This is a genomic window from Sulfuricurvum sp. (assembly GCF_028681615.1).
Classification (GTDB): domain Bacteria; phylum Campylobacterota; class Campylobacteria; order Campylobacterales; family Sulfurimonadaceae; genus Sulfuricurvum.
Genome location: NZ_JAQUHV010000012.1, coordinates 60,238 through 76,007, shown reverse-complemented (window position 1 = coordinate 76,007; position 15,770 = coordinate 60,238). Strand labels below are relative to the sequence as shown.

The 15,770-nt window shown below is 44.3% G+C and carries 17 protein-coding genes; 16 read left to right on the top strand and 1 reads right to left on the bottom strand.

What is annotated here, in order from left to right:
• The first annotated feature begins 112 nt into the window (after positions 1 to 112).
• From gatC to PHE37_RS10710, 4 genes are all read left to right on the top strand, one after another.
• Entirely contained in the window at positions 113 to 403 is a 291-nt protein-coding gene (gene gatC / locus PHE37_RS10725; protein WP_299993200.1) for an Asp-tRNA(Asn)/Glu-tRNA(Gln) amidotransferase subunit GatC, read from the top strand.
• A gap of 3 nt (positions 404 to 406) precedes the next feature.
• The gene (locus tag PHE37_RS10720) at positions 407 to 751 is read left to right on the top strand and encodes an arsenate reductase family protein (protein ID WP_299993199.1); all 345 of its coding nucleotides are present in this window, start codon (positions 407 to 409) and stop codon (positions 749 to 751) included.
• Positions 748 to 1,818, top strand: a complete 1,071-nt coding sequence (locus PHE37_RS10715) for a type IV pilus twitching motility protein PilT (protein WP_299993198.1) — start codon at positions 748 to 750, stop codon at positions 1,816 to 1,818. The genes PHE37_RS10720 and PHE37_RS10715 overlap by 4 nt, the downstream gene beginning before the upstream one ends.
• Positions 1,819 to 1,923: 105 nt before the next feature.
• Positions 1,924 to 2,328 (top strand): Fur family transcriptional regulator, encoded by a 405-nt coding sequence (locus tag PHE37_RS10710; RefSeq protein ID WP_299993197.1) that lies wholly within the window; start codon positions 1,924 to 1,926, stop codon positions 2,326 to 2,328.
• A 118-nt stretch (positions 2,329 to 2,446) separates the two neighbouring features.
• On the opposite strand, the gene PHE37_RS10705 is transcribed toward PHE37_RS10710, so the two are convergent.
• Positions 2,447 to 3,793, bottom strand: coding sequence for a class II 3-deoxy-7-phosphoheptulonate synthase (locus PHE37_RS10705; RefSeq protein WP_299993196.1), 1,347 nt, complete (start codon positions 3,791 to 3,793; stop codon positions 2,447 to 2,449).
• Positions 3,794 to 3,999: 206 nt separating this feature from the next.
• On the opposite strand from PHE37_RS10705, the gene PHE37_RS10700 reads away from it, so the two are divergent.
• From PHE37_RS10700 to PHE37_RS10645, 12 genes are all read left to right on the top strand, one after another.
• Positions 4,000 to 4,926 (top strand): GGDEF domain-containing protein, encoded by a 927-nt coding sequence (locus PHE37_RS10700; protein ID WP_299993195.1) that lies wholly within the window; start codon positions 4,000 to 4,002, stop codon positions 4,924 to 4,926.
• Entirely contained in the window at positions 4,926 to 5,543 is a 618-nt protein-coding gene (locus PHE37_RS10695; RefSeq protein WP_299993193.1) for a CvpA family protein, read from the top strand. Before PHE37_RS10700 ends, PHE37_RS10695 begins: the two co-directional genes overlap by 1 nt.
• A 3-nt stretch (positions 5,544 to 5,546) precedes the next feature.
• Positions 5,547 to 6,029 carry a Fur family transcriptional regulator gene (locus PHE37_RS10690; RefSeq protein ID WP_299993191.1) on the top strand — a complete coding sequence of 161 codons (483 nt, stop codon included), beginning with the start codon at positions 5,547 to 5,549 and terminating at the stop codon, positions 6,027 to 6,029.
• A 19-nt stretch (positions 6,030 to 6,048) separates the two neighbouring features.
• Positions 6,049 to 7,566 (top strand): lysine--tRNA ligase, encoded by a 1,518-nt coding sequence (lysS, locus tag PHE37_RS10685; RefSeq protein ID WP_299993190.1) that lies wholly within the window; start codon positions 6,049 to 6,051, stop codon positions 7,564 to 7,566.
• Positions 7,563 to 8,810, top strand: a complete 1,248-nt coding sequence (locus PHE37_RS10680) for a serine hydroxymethyltransferase (RefSeq protein ID WP_299993188.1) — start codon at positions 7,563 to 7,565, stop codon at positions 8,808 to 8,810. Before lysS ends, PHE37_RS10680 begins: the two co-directional genes overlap by 4 nt.
• An 11-nt stretch (positions 8,811 to 8,821) precedes the next feature.
• Positions 8,822 to 9,364 carry a DUF1882 domain-containing protein gene (locus tag PHE37_RS10675; RefSeq protein WP_299993187.1) on the top strand — a complete coding sequence of 181 codons (543 nt, stop codon included), beginning with the start codon at positions 8,822 to 8,824 and terminating at the stop codon, positions 9,362 to 9,364.
• 42 nt (positions 9,365 to 9,406) lie between these two features.
• A complete protein-coding gene (locus PHE37_RS10670) occupies positions 9,407 to 10,279 on the top strand; it encodes an SPOR domain-containing protein (RefSeq protein ID WP_299993184.1) in 873 nt (290 codons plus the stop codon).
• Between the two features lies 1 nt (position 10,280).
• The gene (locus PHE37_RS10665) at positions 10,281 to 11,693 is read left to right on the top strand and encodes an anthranilate synthase component I family protein (protein WP_299993182.1); all 1,413 of its coding nucleotides are present in this window, start codon (positions 10,281 to 10,283) and stop codon (positions 11,691 to 11,693) included.
• On the top strand, positions 11,690 to 12,481 hold the full coding sequence (locus tag PHE37_RS10660; protein ID WP_299993181.1) for a shikimate dehydrogenase: 792 nt from the start codon (positions 11,690 to 11,692) through the stop codon (positions 12,479 to 12,481). The genes PHE37_RS10665 and PHE37_RS10660 overlap by 4 nt, the downstream gene beginning before the upstream one ends.
• The gene (locus PHE37_RS10655; protein ID WP_299993179.1) at positions 12,481 to 13,257 is read left to right on the top strand and encodes a TOBE domain-containing protein; all 777 of its coding nucleotides are present in this window, start codon (positions 12,481 to 12,483) and stop codon (positions 13,255 to 13,257) included. The genes PHE37_RS10660 and PHE37_RS10655 overlap by 1 nt, the downstream gene beginning before the upstream one ends.
• A 159-nt stretch (positions 13,258 to 13,416) precedes the next feature.
• Positions 13,417 to 14,172 carry a molybdate ABC transporter substrate-binding protein gene (gene modA, locus PHE37_RS10650; RefSeq protein WP_299993177.1) on the top strand — a complete coding sequence of 252 codons (756 nt, stop codon included), beginning with the start codon at positions 13,417 to 13,419 and terminating at the stop codon, positions 14,170 to 14,172.
• Positions 14,173 to 14,255: 83 nt separating this feature from the next.
• A complete protein-coding gene (locus tag PHE37_RS10645) occupies positions 14,256 to 15,626 on the top strand; it encodes an OprD family outer membrane porin (RefSeq protein ID WP_299993176.1) in 1,371 nt (456 codons plus the stop codon).
• Positions 15,627 to 15,770: the final 144 nt, after the last annotated feature.

Genomic DNA, 15,770 nt, shown 5'->3' with positions numbered 1-15,770 from the left:
TCTTTCACAATCATTAATTAGAGCAATGATATCTTACCCTACGTTAAAGTTTTGTAAACCTATTTTTAGGGTACAATTATTTTTCATAAATTTATCACAACTTAGGTTAACCATGCAAATTGACGAAACACTTCTACAACGTTTAGAAAAACTCTCTTATCTTCAAATTCCCGAAGAGCAGCGGGAAGATATGATATCGCAGCTCAGTGAAATCGTTTCGTTTGTCGATAATCTCTCCGAATTAAATACCGACGGCATCAGTGCGACATTTGCGATGTCCGATGTTTCCACATCCCTGCGAGAAGATATCGGGGTAGTCGATCGTGCTATCAATGATGATATTTTGGCACATGCACCTCATGCTCAAGAGCATTTTTTCATCGTTCCAAAGATTATCGAGTAATCCATGACACATATCTACGGGATTAAAAATTGCGGCAGTGTTAAAAAAGCCCTTCAGTTTTTTGATACCCATGCTTTGCCGTATACCTTTCATGATTTCAAAATATCACCCGTTTCCAGAGAAAAAATTGAATCATGGTTAAAAAAATCCGATATGTCTGTTTTGCTTAATAACAAAGGGACAACCTATCGAACACTTGGCATAAAAGCGTTGGAGCTGGATGACAATGGTAAAATAGAATGGATGAGTAATCATAATCTCCTCCTCAAACGCCCTATTATCGAGTATGGCGATCAGCTCGTCGTCGGTTACGATCAATCTCACTACGAAGGAATATTTCAATCATGAATTCAGCATTAGATATTTATAAACTCCTCAAAAGTGTTGTCGCCTACAAAGCGTCCGATCTCCATTTGGTCAGTCGTTCTGAACCGCAAATTCGTATTGATGGCCGTCTTGTTGCTCTTAACCTCCCTGTTCTTGACGGTCGGGAAATTGAAGAAATGGGATATTCTCTTCTTACTGAAAAACAGAAAAAAATGTTTGAAGAGAATAATGAACTTGACTTTTCAATCGTTATTCCCGATGTAGGCCGATTCCGTGCCAACTATTATCGAACCATGGACGATATCGCCTGCGCATTTCGTATCATTCCCGTTATCATCCCATCCCTTGATGATTTGAACGCGAAAAAAATCTTTAAAGAGATCATCAAACGAGAAAAAGGGCTTATTCTCGTTACCGGTCCGACCGGAAGCGGTAAATCGACCACATTGGCAGCCATGCTCAATGAGATCAATATGACTGAAGCACGTCATATCATTACCGTTGAAGATCCTGTCGAGTTTGTCCATACCAATAAAAAATCGCTCTTTTCCCATCGTAATATCGGTACCGATACAAAAAGTTTCTCTGCTGCATTAAAATACGCGATGCGTGAAGACCCGGATGTTATTCTCATCGGGGAGATGCGTGACCGTGAAACCATTTCTGCAGCACTCACGGCTGCGGAAACAGGGCATTTGGTTTTTGGAACTCTCCATACCAATTCGGCACCGCAAACGATCAACCGTATCATCGACGTATTTTCCGGAGATGAACAGCCGCAAGTCCGCGCACAGCTTTCAACTTCCCTCATCGCCGTAATCGCACAAGCTCTTTTACCGAAAATCGGAGGAGGACGTATCGCGGCACAAGAAGTCATGATCACGAATCCTGCAATTGCCAACTTGATCCGTGAAGACAAAGTACATCAGCTTTATTCTCAAATGCAGTTAAATCAGCAAGGTACGAGCATGACGACTCAGACACAAGAGATCATTGAATTCCTTCGTAAAAAAATCGTAAGCAAAGATATCGCATTACAATACTCTAATAAGCCGGATGAGTTGCTTCGACTTATCAGTTCTATGTAATTTTTCCCCTAGCCGGGGAGAATATCTTAAAAATTATTTCAAAAATCAAACCGCTTCAATGCTTTTATGCGATATAGACCTCACAATATCTTATAATTCATCATTATGAAATATGAACATTTGCTTAAACAACATCATCTCAAAGCGACACCGCAGCGTATAGCTATCATCGGACTAATGCAACGTGAAGGGCATATAAGTATCGATGATCTTTACAGTGCTATCCGTAATAAATTTTCGTCTATCTCACTTGCAACACTGTATAAAAACGTTCATACAATGATGAATGTAAGTTTGATACGTGAAGTAAAAATCCCGGGTCAAAAAACAAAATATGAGATAGAAAAAGAGTCTCATGCTCATGTCATGTGTAAAATATGCGGAGAACTCAAAGATATCCCCTTTAATCCCTCAACATTGATAAAAGATACGATAGATGTCAGTCAATATGCAGCGGATGAAGTAGCGATTGTCGTTTCGGGTGTTTGTCCGGTCTGTCAGAAGAAATAAAAAGAGCAAACGAACATCCCTGTTCACCCTGAGCCAGTGGAAGGGTGTTCATGGTTCGACAAAACAAGGGTACCGCTCGCAACGCGATGTTTCATTGAGCTCACCACGAACGATTTTTTTAGCGATGTGCTTCTTTGAGCGTATCGGCAATTAAGAATGCAAGTTCAAGTGATTGATCCGCATTGAGACGAGGGTCACAATGGGTATGATAACGGCTTTTGAGATTATCTTCCGTAATCTCAAACGATCCCCCTAAACACTCGGTGACATTTTTACCTGTCATTTCCAAATGAACCCCTCCGGCATACGTACCTTCGGATTTATGAACTTGGAAGAATTGTTTCATCTCTTTAAGGATTGAATCGACAGGACGTGTTTTATAACCGGCACTGGTAATGGTATTTCCATGCATCGGATCACAGCTCCAAAGAACTTTTTTCCCTTCACGTTCGATCGCACGTATCAATGCAGGCATTCCGTCACCCACTTTGTCAGCTCCCATACGTACAATAATATTTAATCGTCCCGCTTCGTTATTAGGATTCAATATATCGCATAAACGGACCAAATCTTCCGGATCCATGGACGGACCTGCTTTTACCCCTATCGGATTTTTGATACCGCGCATAAACTCAACATGGGCACCGTCAAGTTGACGGGTACGGTCACCGATCCACAACATATGAGACGATACATCGTACCATTCTCCTGTAAGGGAATCTTGTCGGGTAAACGCCTCTTCATAATTTAGAAGCAATGCTTCATGAGAGGTATAAAAATCGGTCTCTCGTAGCGTTCGGTAAGTATCCGAAGTAATACCGCATGCTGCCATAAAACGGAGAGAATCATCGATTTGACGTGAGAGTTCATCGTATTTTTTGGTCATCTCGTTTTGTCCGACGAAACCGAGGTTCCACGCATGGACCTGATGTAAATCGGCTAATCCGCCCGATGCAAATGCACGAAGCAGATTAAGGGTTGCCGCTGATTGGTTATATGCTTGAACCATACGATACGGATCAGGAACACGGGCAGTTTCAGTGAAATCGACCCCATTAATGATATCGCCGCGATAGCTCGGAAGACTAATTCCGTCAATCGTTTCAAAATCGGATGAACGAGGTTTGGCGAATTGTCCGCCTAAACGCCCTACTTTGACAACGGGAACTCCCCCTGCAAATGTCATGACTACGGCCATTTGCATCATTACTTTAAATGTATCACGAATGTTGTGCGCATGAAATTCTGAAAAACTCTCTGCACAATCGCCCCCTTGAAGAAGAAATGCTTTTCCTTCACATACTTCGGCAAAGTTTTTCTTGAGGATACGGGCTTCGCCTGCAAAAACAAGAGGAGGATAATTGCGAAGCTGTGATTCGATCTGCTCCAAAGCTGCCGTATCCGGATACGTCGGTTGCTGTTTAATCGGTTTTTCTCTCCAGCTGGATCGGCTCCATGTACTCATATCATCTCCTGTGTGCTCTCGCACCATAATTATTAGTTCACGAATTTTATCCTTTTATCCTAAAAGAGGACTGATTGAGAGGATCAAAAGTTATATTTATGTTAGAAAAAGTATAATGGCATTACTTTTAGAAAGTTAAATACTCACCTTTTCCTTCATTGATTAATGAAGTATTTGAACATTCAAAACACATATAAGGTCAAATGGTGGAAACCAACCAAGTCAACCCTTTACTTATCCTTTTTTGCAAAGAACTCACGATACAACTTGAGTCACTCAGTAACTTACAAGAAAGCATTACCCCTACAGAATTTTCTGAGCTCATTTCTAATGCCACCCACGAAGTTTTAGAATCGTACACGTCAGGAGAGTTTGATTTGCTGGCCTATCGCGGCACCGGGTCGGAAGAGTACAAGGAACTTGCACGAAGAAGTATTGATTCATATTCAGCCAGTAACACAAAAATCGGTGAAATTACCGACAAACATGCACAGTTACTGAATGAAACTGCTACATCCAAGTTGATTGATTTTGGTACAATTTCCGAAAAATTCAATGCCATTCAAGATCATTTAAATGATGAAGTTTCCCGTGCCAATGATGTGATACATACCCTGATGGAACAAGTCAAAACGTTAGAAATAAAGACTTCTCTCGATCCGCTGACGAAAGCATATAACCGTTATGCTCTTCATGAATATTTAAGAGCCGTCCTTGAAAAGGAAAAGCTGGATTACGATATTTTTGCACTTATGATCGATGTAGATGACTTTAAATTTATTAATGACCGGTTCGGCCATATTGCCGGAGATAAAGTCCTTATTTTTATCGTGAAACTTTTCAAAAAAGCATTACGCGACGGTGATCGTGTGTATCGATTCGGCGGGGAAGAATTTATTATTCTCCTCAATCGTACCGACTCAGCGGGTGCTCAACTGGTAGCGGAACGGCTGTTAAATCTCTGCCGCAACAATAAACCGTTGTTTCAAAATCAACAAATTCCGGTGACACTAAGCATCGGGCTTACTAAAATCATCGAAGGCGACACGATCGATGCAATTATCAATCGTTCGGATGTTGCCTTATACCGGGCAAAAAAGAACGGTAAAGACCGTCTCGAAATGGAGTTTTAATGGATATGAATTATTTTGACGTTGCTGTTGGTTCAGTTATTTTACTGTTAGGGCTCAAAGGGTTGCTCAACGGTTTTTCCAAAGAGGTTTTTGGGATGGTCGGTATTGTGGGAGGCGTCTATGTCGCTTCCCATATCGGCGGATTCATGGGGAGATTTTTAAGTGACAATCTTTTCCACTTTGAAACGTCGACTGCGATCAATCTGGTCGGTTTTGTTTTTGCCTTAGGGATATTTTGGTTGCTCATGGTTGCTCTCGGCGCCGGGTTTAAAAAATTAAGTACACTTAGCGGTTTAGGGCCACTCGATCGAGTACTCGGTTTTCTTGTTGGAAGCAGTAAATTTTTCTTTATTATCTCTATTATCGTTTATGCTCTATTTAGCGTTACCGCAATTAAAGAGAATTTTGAGCCGAAAATGGCAAATAGTATTTTTTACAAACCGATGTTTGCGACAGGAGATTTTATTCTTCATATCGAGACAAATGATGTCAAATCACTCGTGGGGGATGAAAATCAAACCAAGCACAATGATTCCAGTGTAGAGTCAAAAGATGAAACCAAGAAAGATGCTGCCAAAGAAAAACATACAAAACACGGATCGAAAAAGGAACAATAGTTTATGAACTCTTATACCGATTTCACTGAAAGAACCATTGAATATAACAAGCTTTTAAGTGACTTCAAACAGTTACTAAAAGTTAATGGTCTCAAATTTACTATCCAGCGTGAAGTCATTCTGGAAATGCTTTATAACTCGGATGAGCATCTCACCCCTGAGGGGCTCCATCATCTGATTCAAGAGAAACACCCCGATCTTAATACCGGGATCGCAACGGTTTATCGGACGTTATCCCTATTAGAAGAGTCCGACATGGTCACTTCGCTCTCTTTCGGAGCACAAGGTAAAAAATATGAATTGGGGGCAAAAGATCATCATGACCATATCATTTGTACCACTTGCGGCAGCATCACCGAGTTTGTGGATGAAGCAATCGAAGAGCGTCAACAAAAGATCGCCGAAGAATTAGGTTTTATCATGCAAGAGCACTCTATGCAGATATACGGCATTTGCAAAAATTGCCAAGAAAAATCCAAAAAATAAACAAAGACAAGGAAATACATTGGCATTTGAAAACCAATACGTTCAACAACGGATCGAAAAAGCTGAAGCACTCAGAGCTCTCGGAATCGACCCTTATGCAAACAATTCTAACCGAAATACGACGATCGATAAATTTCATAACGTTAACTCCGATTTGTTTCAGAGTGAAGAGAAACGTGATGAACACCGTCATTACACCGTAGCCGGTCGGATCAAGCTCTATCGTTTAATGGGAAAAGCGAGTTTTCTTAAAATCGAAGATGAAAGCGGCATGCTCCAAATTTACGTCGCACGTGACAATCTCCCTGAGAATTTTTATAACGATGTGTTTAAAAAACTGATCGAAGTCGGTGATATCATTGAAGTAAGCGGCTATCCGTTTATCACACAGCACGGTGAACTCTCTTTGCATGCAGACACCCTGAAAATATTGACCAAAGCCATCTCTCCCCTGCCGGAAAAATTCCACGGGATTCAGGATAAGGAGATGCGCTACCGCCAACGCTACCTTGATCTGATCATGAACTCCGAAGTGCGAAAGACATTTCATATCCGTTCGAAAGTAATCAGTCTTACCCGACGCTTTTTTGAGGACAAAGGGTTTTTGGAAGTTGAAACACCGATGATGCACCCCATCGCAGGCGGAGCCAATGCAAAACCGTTTGTAACGCATCATAATGCCCTCGGAGTCGATCGCTATCTTCGTATTGCTCCTGAGCTTTACCTCAAACGTCTTATTGTAGGGGGATTTGAAGCGGTATTTGAGATCAATCGCAACTTCCGAAATGAGGGGATGGATGCGACGCATAATCCTGAATTTACCTCTATCGAGTTTTACTGGGCATATAAAACCTACAAAGATTTAATTGAGATTACTAAAGAGTATTTTGAATATCTCTTCGATCATCTTGATTTGCCGAAACGCCTCCCGTACGGTGAACTTGAAGTCGATTTTGATCAATTTACCGAGATCGAATTGGTTAAAAGTCTCAGTGTTATCGGCGGCGTTCCTGAAAATATCGTCAATGATAAAGAAGCCATTTTGGCATTCTTGAAATCGAAAAATCTAGAAGCCAATGCGGCGATGAATCTCGGTCAGCTCCAAGGGGAATTATTTGATGAATTCGTTGAAGCCAAACTGATCAATCCGACGTTCATCACCCATTACCCGGTTGAGATTTCACCTCTTGCACGCCGCAATGATGAGCGTCCTGAGTTGACCGACCGCTTTGAGCTTTTTATCGCTGGACGTGAAATTGCAAACGCTTTTAGCGAATTAAATGATCCTGTAGATCAATTGGAACGATTTGAAGGACAAATGGCCGCTAAAGACTCGGGCGATGATGAAGCCCATGAGATGGACGAAGATTTCGTCACGGCACTTAGCTACGGTATGGCTCCGACTGCAGGACAAGGGATCGGTATCGATCGCCTCGTCATGATGCTGACCAACCAACACTCTATCCGGGATGTATTGCTCTTCCCGGCAATGAAACCGATACAACACAACCAAATCAACAACGGAGAAGAAGAATGAGTTTCCTTAAAGAATTCGATAACGAAATTTACACCCTATGTGAGCAAGAGCTCGAACGTCAAAGCGACCATTTGGAGATGATCGCTTCAGAAAACTTTACCCTTCCGGCCGTAATGGAAGCGATGGGTTCGGTATTTACCAACAAATATGCGGAAGGCTACCCGGCAAAACGTTACTACGGCGGATGCGAATACGCTGACGGTGTCGAACAGCTTGCGATTGATCGTGCATGTGAATTGTTCGGATGTAAATTTGCGAATGTTCAACCTCATTCCGGTTCTTCCGCAAACGGTGCCGTGTATGCAGCGCTTCTCCAAGCGGGAGACAAGCTCCTCGGTATGGATCTCAGCCACGGCGGACATTTGACACACGGTTCAAAAGTAAGCTTTTCAGGAAAAAATTACCACAGTTTTTCCTACGGTGTAGAGCTTGACGGACGCATCAATTACGATCGTGTCATGGACATCGCGAAAATCGTTCAACCGAAAATCATCGTGTGCGGTGCATCTGCCTATGCCCGTGAGATCGATTTCGCCAAATTCCGTGAAATCGCCGATGCGGTCGGAGCAATCTTGTTTGCCGATATCGCCCACATCGCAGGTCTTGTCGTTGCAGGCGAGCATCCAAGCCCGTTCCCGTATGCGGATGTTGTCACAACAACGACGCACAAAACGCTTGCAGGCCCTCGCGGCGGTATGATCATGACCAACGATGAAGAAATTGCTAAAAAAATCAATTCTGCAATTTTCCCTGCACTTCAAGGCGGACCGTTGGTACATGTTATCGCGGCAAAAGCGGTAGGATTCAAATACAACCTATCACCTGAGTGGAAAGTCTATGCCAAACAAGTGAAAGCAAATGCGGCAGTCCTTGCTGACGTGTTAATGAAACGCGGCTATGATATCGTCAGCGGCGGTACCGATAACCACCTTATCCTCGTTTCCTTCCTGAACAAACCGTTCAGCGGAAAAGAGGCCGATGCGGCACTCGGACGTGCAGGTATCACCGTTAACAAAAATACGGTTCCGGGTGAAACTCGTTCTCCGTTTGTTACATCCGGTGTCCGTATCGGAAGCCCGGCTTTGACTTCACGCGGGATGAAAGAAAAAGAATTCGAAATTATTGCCAATAAAATTGCCGATGTTTTGGACGATATTGAAAATATCGAGAAACAAGCCGCGATCAAAGAAGAGCTTCAAGCTTTAGCACGCGGATTTATTATCTATAAACAACCAACGTATTAAGGAGTCCGCCCATGACATCGATGGATATGAAACTGATTAAAATGATTTCGGACCATTATTGGCTGAAACATGACAACGTCGTCAATAAAATCGATTTCAAGGGGCGCACTTTTTTTAACAAATATGAAAAAATCGACAAATCCCTGACGCAGGCAATTATTGACCAGCACTTAAAAGGGCAGATCACCGTTGCCCATTCACTGATCAATAAATTTGACAAAGTCGAAAATATCGTTATCGATTATAACGGTACCGACCCTCAACGTTTTTACCACAAAGCGCAGCTTTTGTTACGTGAAGAGGGATTTATCAACTTTACCGCTTTTGAGACCAAGACCCCCGGGCATCTTCATGTCTATATCCACAAAGGACATACGACTTTACAAGAAGCCAACCAACTGGGTAAAATGATTTCTATGAAATTGGCCGCAAAACAACCGAAACAGTGGAGAATGTTTCCGACACTCGACTTGCCATCGGAATACAATATTCTCAACCTTCCCTATGAAGTCTACGCTAAAGAGCGCGGTGCTTCATGGTCGAAGCATATGTAACTCGACAATCTATAACTATTACACCTAAGGAATGGGACAAAGATGGAAGAAAAAAACGAACTCAACGATATTATCCTCAATAAAAGCGGATCAGGATCAAACAGTAAAAAGCTGTTGTTGGCAATTGCGGCATTAACTCTAATTCTCATCATTGTATTGGTGATTATGAATTCGCTCAAAACCCAAACCGAAGAGCAGCCTCCGCATGCAGCAGTTCCGCCGACACCGTCTGCACCGACTGAAATCGTTGATGATCCTCTCTTTGAGCCGGTAGAAGTAATCCAAGAAGGGGGCAATGAAACCTCTGCTCAAGACTTGGGGAAAATAGCACAAAAAATCAAACAGGAGTCATTTCAAAACACTCCGGCAGAACAACCGAAAGCTGAAACACCGAATACTCCGGCTCCTCAAGCTAAAACTCCGGCACCAAGTACCCCTGCTCCTGTAGCTGCAGCACCGAAAGCTGAAGTCAAGCCTTCCCCTGCCCCAAAAGCAGAACCGAAACCGACTGTTGTAAAAAGTGCACCTAAAGCTGCAGAACCGGTAATCAATACCCCAACGATTAAAAATGCCAAACCGGTTGAACCGAAAAAAGTGACAGAAACTAAAAAAACAGCCGTACCTGAAACAAAACCATCTGCCGCAGTTACTCCAAAACCGGCTGAAAAGCCGGCTGCGAAAGCAACTGCAGATACTGAGGGAACGTATTTCATCCAAGTGGGATCTTTCTCTAAAGAACCGAATAAAGCATTGTTCGATCGTCTCAATGCAAGCGGATTGAAATATATTACCGTACCGAGCGGTTCAGCAACCAAAGTTATGGTCGGACCTTTCCAAGGTGAAAAAGCAGCACGCGACGTACTCGGAACCGTTCGTAAGAACATCGAAGCCGGCGCATATATTACAGGGAAATAATGTGATTACATCGCGCCATTTTTCTCTCGATCAATTTGCCCCTATTGCCGTGTATGAAAAGGCTAAAACCCTTTTCCCCGGTGAAGTAAGTTTTTTATTTGAGAGTGCCGGAAACAGTGAAGGCAATTATACGATTATCGTAATCGGTGCACGTGAACGTCTCACCTATGCCGACAGAAAAACTTCCTACATCGATGCAGAAGGATTAACGCATCAGCTCGATGTTTCTCCGTTTGAATTTTTGAAAGAGTATTATCGCAAACTCGACCAGAATGCATATCGCGAACGTGCACGTGCCTTGAAAGTGGGGTATATCGACGGATTTATCGGATTTATCGGATACGATATGGTGCAAGTTTTCGAGCATGTTCTCGAAGATTATATGAGTGGGCTTGTCGATCAGACACAAACGCCGGATATGGATTTGATTCTTCCGAAACTTACCCTCGTCGTTTCGCATAAAAATGCGACGATCACTTTGATGAGCTGTCTCGATACAATGATAAGCCGTTTCGAAGAGATCGAAACGACACTCAAAGCCCCTTATCACTACACGCCTCTCAAAGCAATAGCCGACGATAAAGGGGGCGAATTTATCCATACCAAAGAGAAATTTTTCTCTATGGTGGATGAATCCAAAGAGATGATTAAAAGCGGGGATGTTTTCCAAATCCTGATGACAAACCGCTATATCCGTCATGCCAAGGTAGATCCATTTAGTTTTTACCGTATTTTGAGACTTAAAAACCCTTCTCCGTATATGTATTTAATGGAGTATGAGGATTTCAGTATCGTCGGCAGTTCTCCTGAAGTGATGGTTCGTTTGAGCGACGGCGATATCTTGCTCCGACCGATCGCAGGAACCCGTAAACGAGGAATCAATAAAAAACGGGATTTGGAACTCGAAGAGGAACTCCTCTCCGATCCGAAAGAGCTCGCAGAGCATTTGATGCTGATCGATTTGGGGCGTAACGATGTCGGGCGAGTCGCAAAGACCGGAACGGTTAAAGTCGAAGAGATGATGCACGTAGAGCGCTATTCGCACGTTATGCATATCGTCTCGGACGTACATGCCCAAATCGCCGACGATAAAGATATGTTTGATCTTCTCGCCGCGACTTTTACCGCCGGAACCATGACCGGTGCGCCTAAAATCCGTGCGATGGAGTTAATCGCCCAGTTTGAAGGGGTAAAACGAGGCTTTTACAGCGGTACGATCGGCTATTTCGGATTCGATGGCAATATGGACAGTGCGATCACGATCCGCACCGCCCTTATCAAGCCTGACTACGTGATTTTGCAAGCGGGTGCCGGTGTCGTTGCCGACTCCGTTCACGAACTCGAATACCTCGAAGTCACCAACAAACTCGGCGCACTTACAAGCACGCTGGATGATCTGGTCGATCCCCTATGAAACTCTTTAGCATCTTCGGTGATCCGGTACACCATTCACGCTCACCGTTGATGCATAACAGCGTCTTTAAAAGACTGGGCGTCAGTGCTTGCTACTCACGAACCCATCTTAGTGACGGCACACAATTACGCAATGTTTTTGAATCCAAAAAACTCAGCGGCGCCAACGTTACCGTTCCCCATAAAGAAGCGGCCTATGCTCAGTGCGACGAAGTACGCGGAATCGCCAAAACGATCAAAGCCGTCAATACACTCGTCTATGAAAAAGGGAAGCTGATCGGCTATAACACCGATGCAGACGGTTTCATGAGTGCTATCCAGTCATTCGGACCTATCAAAAATGCATTGATTTTAGGCGGCGGCGGGACGGCGCGAGCCCTCTCCATCGCATTGCGCCAAGGTGAGATCACTCCGACCGTCCTCAACCGCTCCTCCGGTCGTTTGGACTTTTTTATCCAGGAAGGGATAAAAGCATACTGCTGGGACGGCTTTACCGCCGATGATTATGATCTTATCATCAACACTACTTCGGCAGGGCTGAGTGATAACGAATTACCGATCCCACGACCGCTGCTTATAGAACTCCTATCGCGTTCAAAAGGGGCTGTCGATGTCATCTACGGCAAAGAGACCCCCTTTTTACGTGAAATCAAAATCAGCGGCCTCCCCTACAAAGACGGTTCCGATATGCTTTTAGCGCAAGGTGTTTTGGCTTCCTACCTCTTTCTCGGCGGGGAATTTTCCCTCAAAACCATCGAAGTGCCTATGCAGCACAGTTTTAGCCTCTAATGAAGATCGACGGACGTTTTTGGCTCACCAAAGATGGGCAAAGTTTTTTAGGGAGCGGGCGGATAGAGCTGCTGGAGCGTATCGATAAGATCGGATCGATCCACGCCGCCGCCAAAGAGATGAAAATGAGCTACAAGGCGGCGTGGGAACGTATCAACGGCATGAATGCCCTCGCCGATCAGCCCCTCATCGAACGGACTACCGGAGGCAAAGGGGGCGGTGGGACGAAACTCACCCCCTATGCCCGTGAACTTATCGCAACATTCCACCGATTTAACGAGCTTCACCGACAGTTTATCGACCGATTTTCGGAAGCGGGCAACGATCCCGAACGTCTGGCACGAATCCTCAGCCGTACGTTCCTCACCACCAGCGCACGCAATCAGCTCCCGAGTGTTCTCAAAGAGATCCATACGAACGGCCTGCATTCCACCCTCACCCTCGCCCTCAGCGGTTCGGACGTCATGCGCTCAACCATCACCGCAAAATCGGTACTTAATATGGGGCTGAGCGTCGGATGCGACACCTACGCGATTATTAAATCGAGTGATATTAGTATCGTCTCTACAGAGCCCTCTTCCGACACCGATGATAATATCCTCTCCGGTACGATCGAAACCCTCGAAACTTCGGGAGACAATATCGAGATCGGATTGCGTCTCAGCGGAGGCACCCTCCTCATCGCCTTGGATAAACAGGACTCTCTCCAAAATCTCAAAGTCGGAATGACTGCTTACGCTATTATCTCTCCTCTTCACATTATTATCGGGCTCTAACACTTTATTAACAAAAATCGGACTAGTTTAAGCCTTTTATTTTATAATGCCGTTATATCTTACAAAACACAACGAAAATGTCACGTTTTTTTGCGAACCGTTTTTGCACAAGTAAATTTGTAATTTTCGTTATATCAAAACAGATACTAAGGAGTTTCCATGAAACTGATTAAAATTGTATTGGCATCCCTCGCGTTTGCCTCCGCACTCGCTGCACAAACGATCACCGTTGCTACTGCCGCCAACATGAAATACGCTGCAAACGACATTGCAAAAGCATTTACTGAAGAGAGCGGAATCGGTGTAAAAATCATCACCGGCTCTTCTGGTAAATTGACTCAACAAATCATGAGCGGTGCACCGTATGATGTATTTCTCTCTGCGGATGTCGAATATCCTGCAAAACTGGCACTTGGCGGCTATACGACAACACCGTCTCAAGTCTATGCTTACGGGTCACTCGTCCTATGGAGCAATACGGGTGTTGATCTCTCTAAAGGGGTAGCCGCTGTTACTGACCCAAAAGTTTCGAAAATTGCGGTTGCAAATCCTAAAACTGCCCCGTACGGTATCGAAGCAATGAATACGATGCACTATTACAAAGTCGACGGGGCTATCGCACCGAAGATCATCACGGCCGAATCCATTTCTCAAGTTGGAAACTATGTATCAACAAAAGCGGTTGACCTAGGATTTATCGCTAAATCTATCGTCCTCTCACCTGAAATGAAAAATGTCGGTCAATGGATTGAAATCGATCCTAAATCGTACAACACGATCGATCAGGCGATGGTAGGACTCAAAAACGGCTCACCTGAAAATCAGATCGCTGCCAAAAAATTCCTCCGATTTATGTCCTCTGCAAAAGCGTTAGAAATTTTAAAAGCGAGCGGCTACGGCTTGCCAAAAAAATAATCGTTCAGCCTCGAATGAGGCGAGCATCAGCAATTTACGTTGCTTGATACACGTTATATCAAAAAATAAATAAGGATAAAAAAATGACAAAATTAAGTATTGCAACCGCACTTGTTCTGGGAACCTGTCTCTTTGCCCAAGCGGCAGATGATTTGGCTTCGGCGTTTAAAGAAGGGAAACTGGACGGTCGTCTCAGAGCCCAATATTTTGTAACCGATTGGGATGATGATAGCAAATACAGCGCAACCGGCTTTGCTGTAGGGGGGAGTTTGATCTACAAAACGGCACCGTTGTACGGATTTAGTTTCGGAACCGGTCTGTATACTACTCAAAATCCGGGCGGATGGACCGAAGCAGAGGATGGAAAATATGCCAATACTTCAAAAGATCTCTTTGCACGTGGTCCGGGATCGGCGTACAACTATGGAGACGGATATGCTGTTTTAGCGCAAGCGTATCTGCAATACGATATCGCCAAAAGCAAAATCAGAGCGGGCCGTATGCTCGTAACGAACCCATGGATGTCACCCAACGATACTAAAATGATCCCGATCGCATATGAAGGGGTCGATTTCGTTTCCAATGATGTTCTCAACACGACTATTCAACTGGACTACATCGAAAAGATCAAAGAGCGCGGTATGGACTATTTCGGAAATATGGCCGAAACACTCGATACACCGACAAAAATCAGTAACTATTATGATACCGGATACGGTACCGCTACGGTTAGACACGGAGACGCGCCCAATGTCAGTGTCGTCGGTGTAACCAATAAATCGATTGACAATCTCGAACTCCAAGGGTGGGTTATGCATTGGCCTGATTTGATCGATCATCTCCGTCTTGAAGCGAATTATGCTCTTGAAGCGGGGGATGTCATCCTCGGATTCGGCGGGTTGTACATGAAACAATACGATCAAGGTGCCGGAAATATTATCCTGCCGAAAGCAAACAATTACGACAGCGACAACAGTGTGGACACCTATCTCTATGCATTGCGTGCAACCGCTAACTATCGTGCGGCTAAATTCCTGCTTGCGACATCGCATACGGACGGCGGCGGAGATATGATCGCTCCATGGCGCGGATTCCCGACACAGGGTTATACCCGCAGTATGACGCAAACCGACTGGAATGCCAATACTACCTCGTATAAAGCAGAATTTGATTACGACTGTGATGCGATCGTACCGGGTGTCAGTACGATGCTCAGCTACGCGTATTATAACCGCGACCCGAGTAAAAAACCCTACCAAAGCATGACAGATAGAGCCTACGGAAACGGCGATACCCGTCAATGGAATTTGGACGTAATTTACAAACTATCCGGCAGTTGGAAAGGGACGGAACTCAAAGCCCGTCTGATGGATCAAAACAATGAAAAATCAACATTGGCAACGGCTGAAACTTCTAACCGCGAAATGCGTTTGGAAGCGAACTACCGTTTTTAATCTATGCCCTCCGGGGCATGAGCAGAGACGACAGGAAGGTTTGTCTGCGGTTATTCAATAAAACCTGTCGTCTCCCCTGATGTTCTATTTGATTTGAACGCGAAAGGAATAAAATCCCTTTCGCTGCGCTTGCCGCTATGGCAC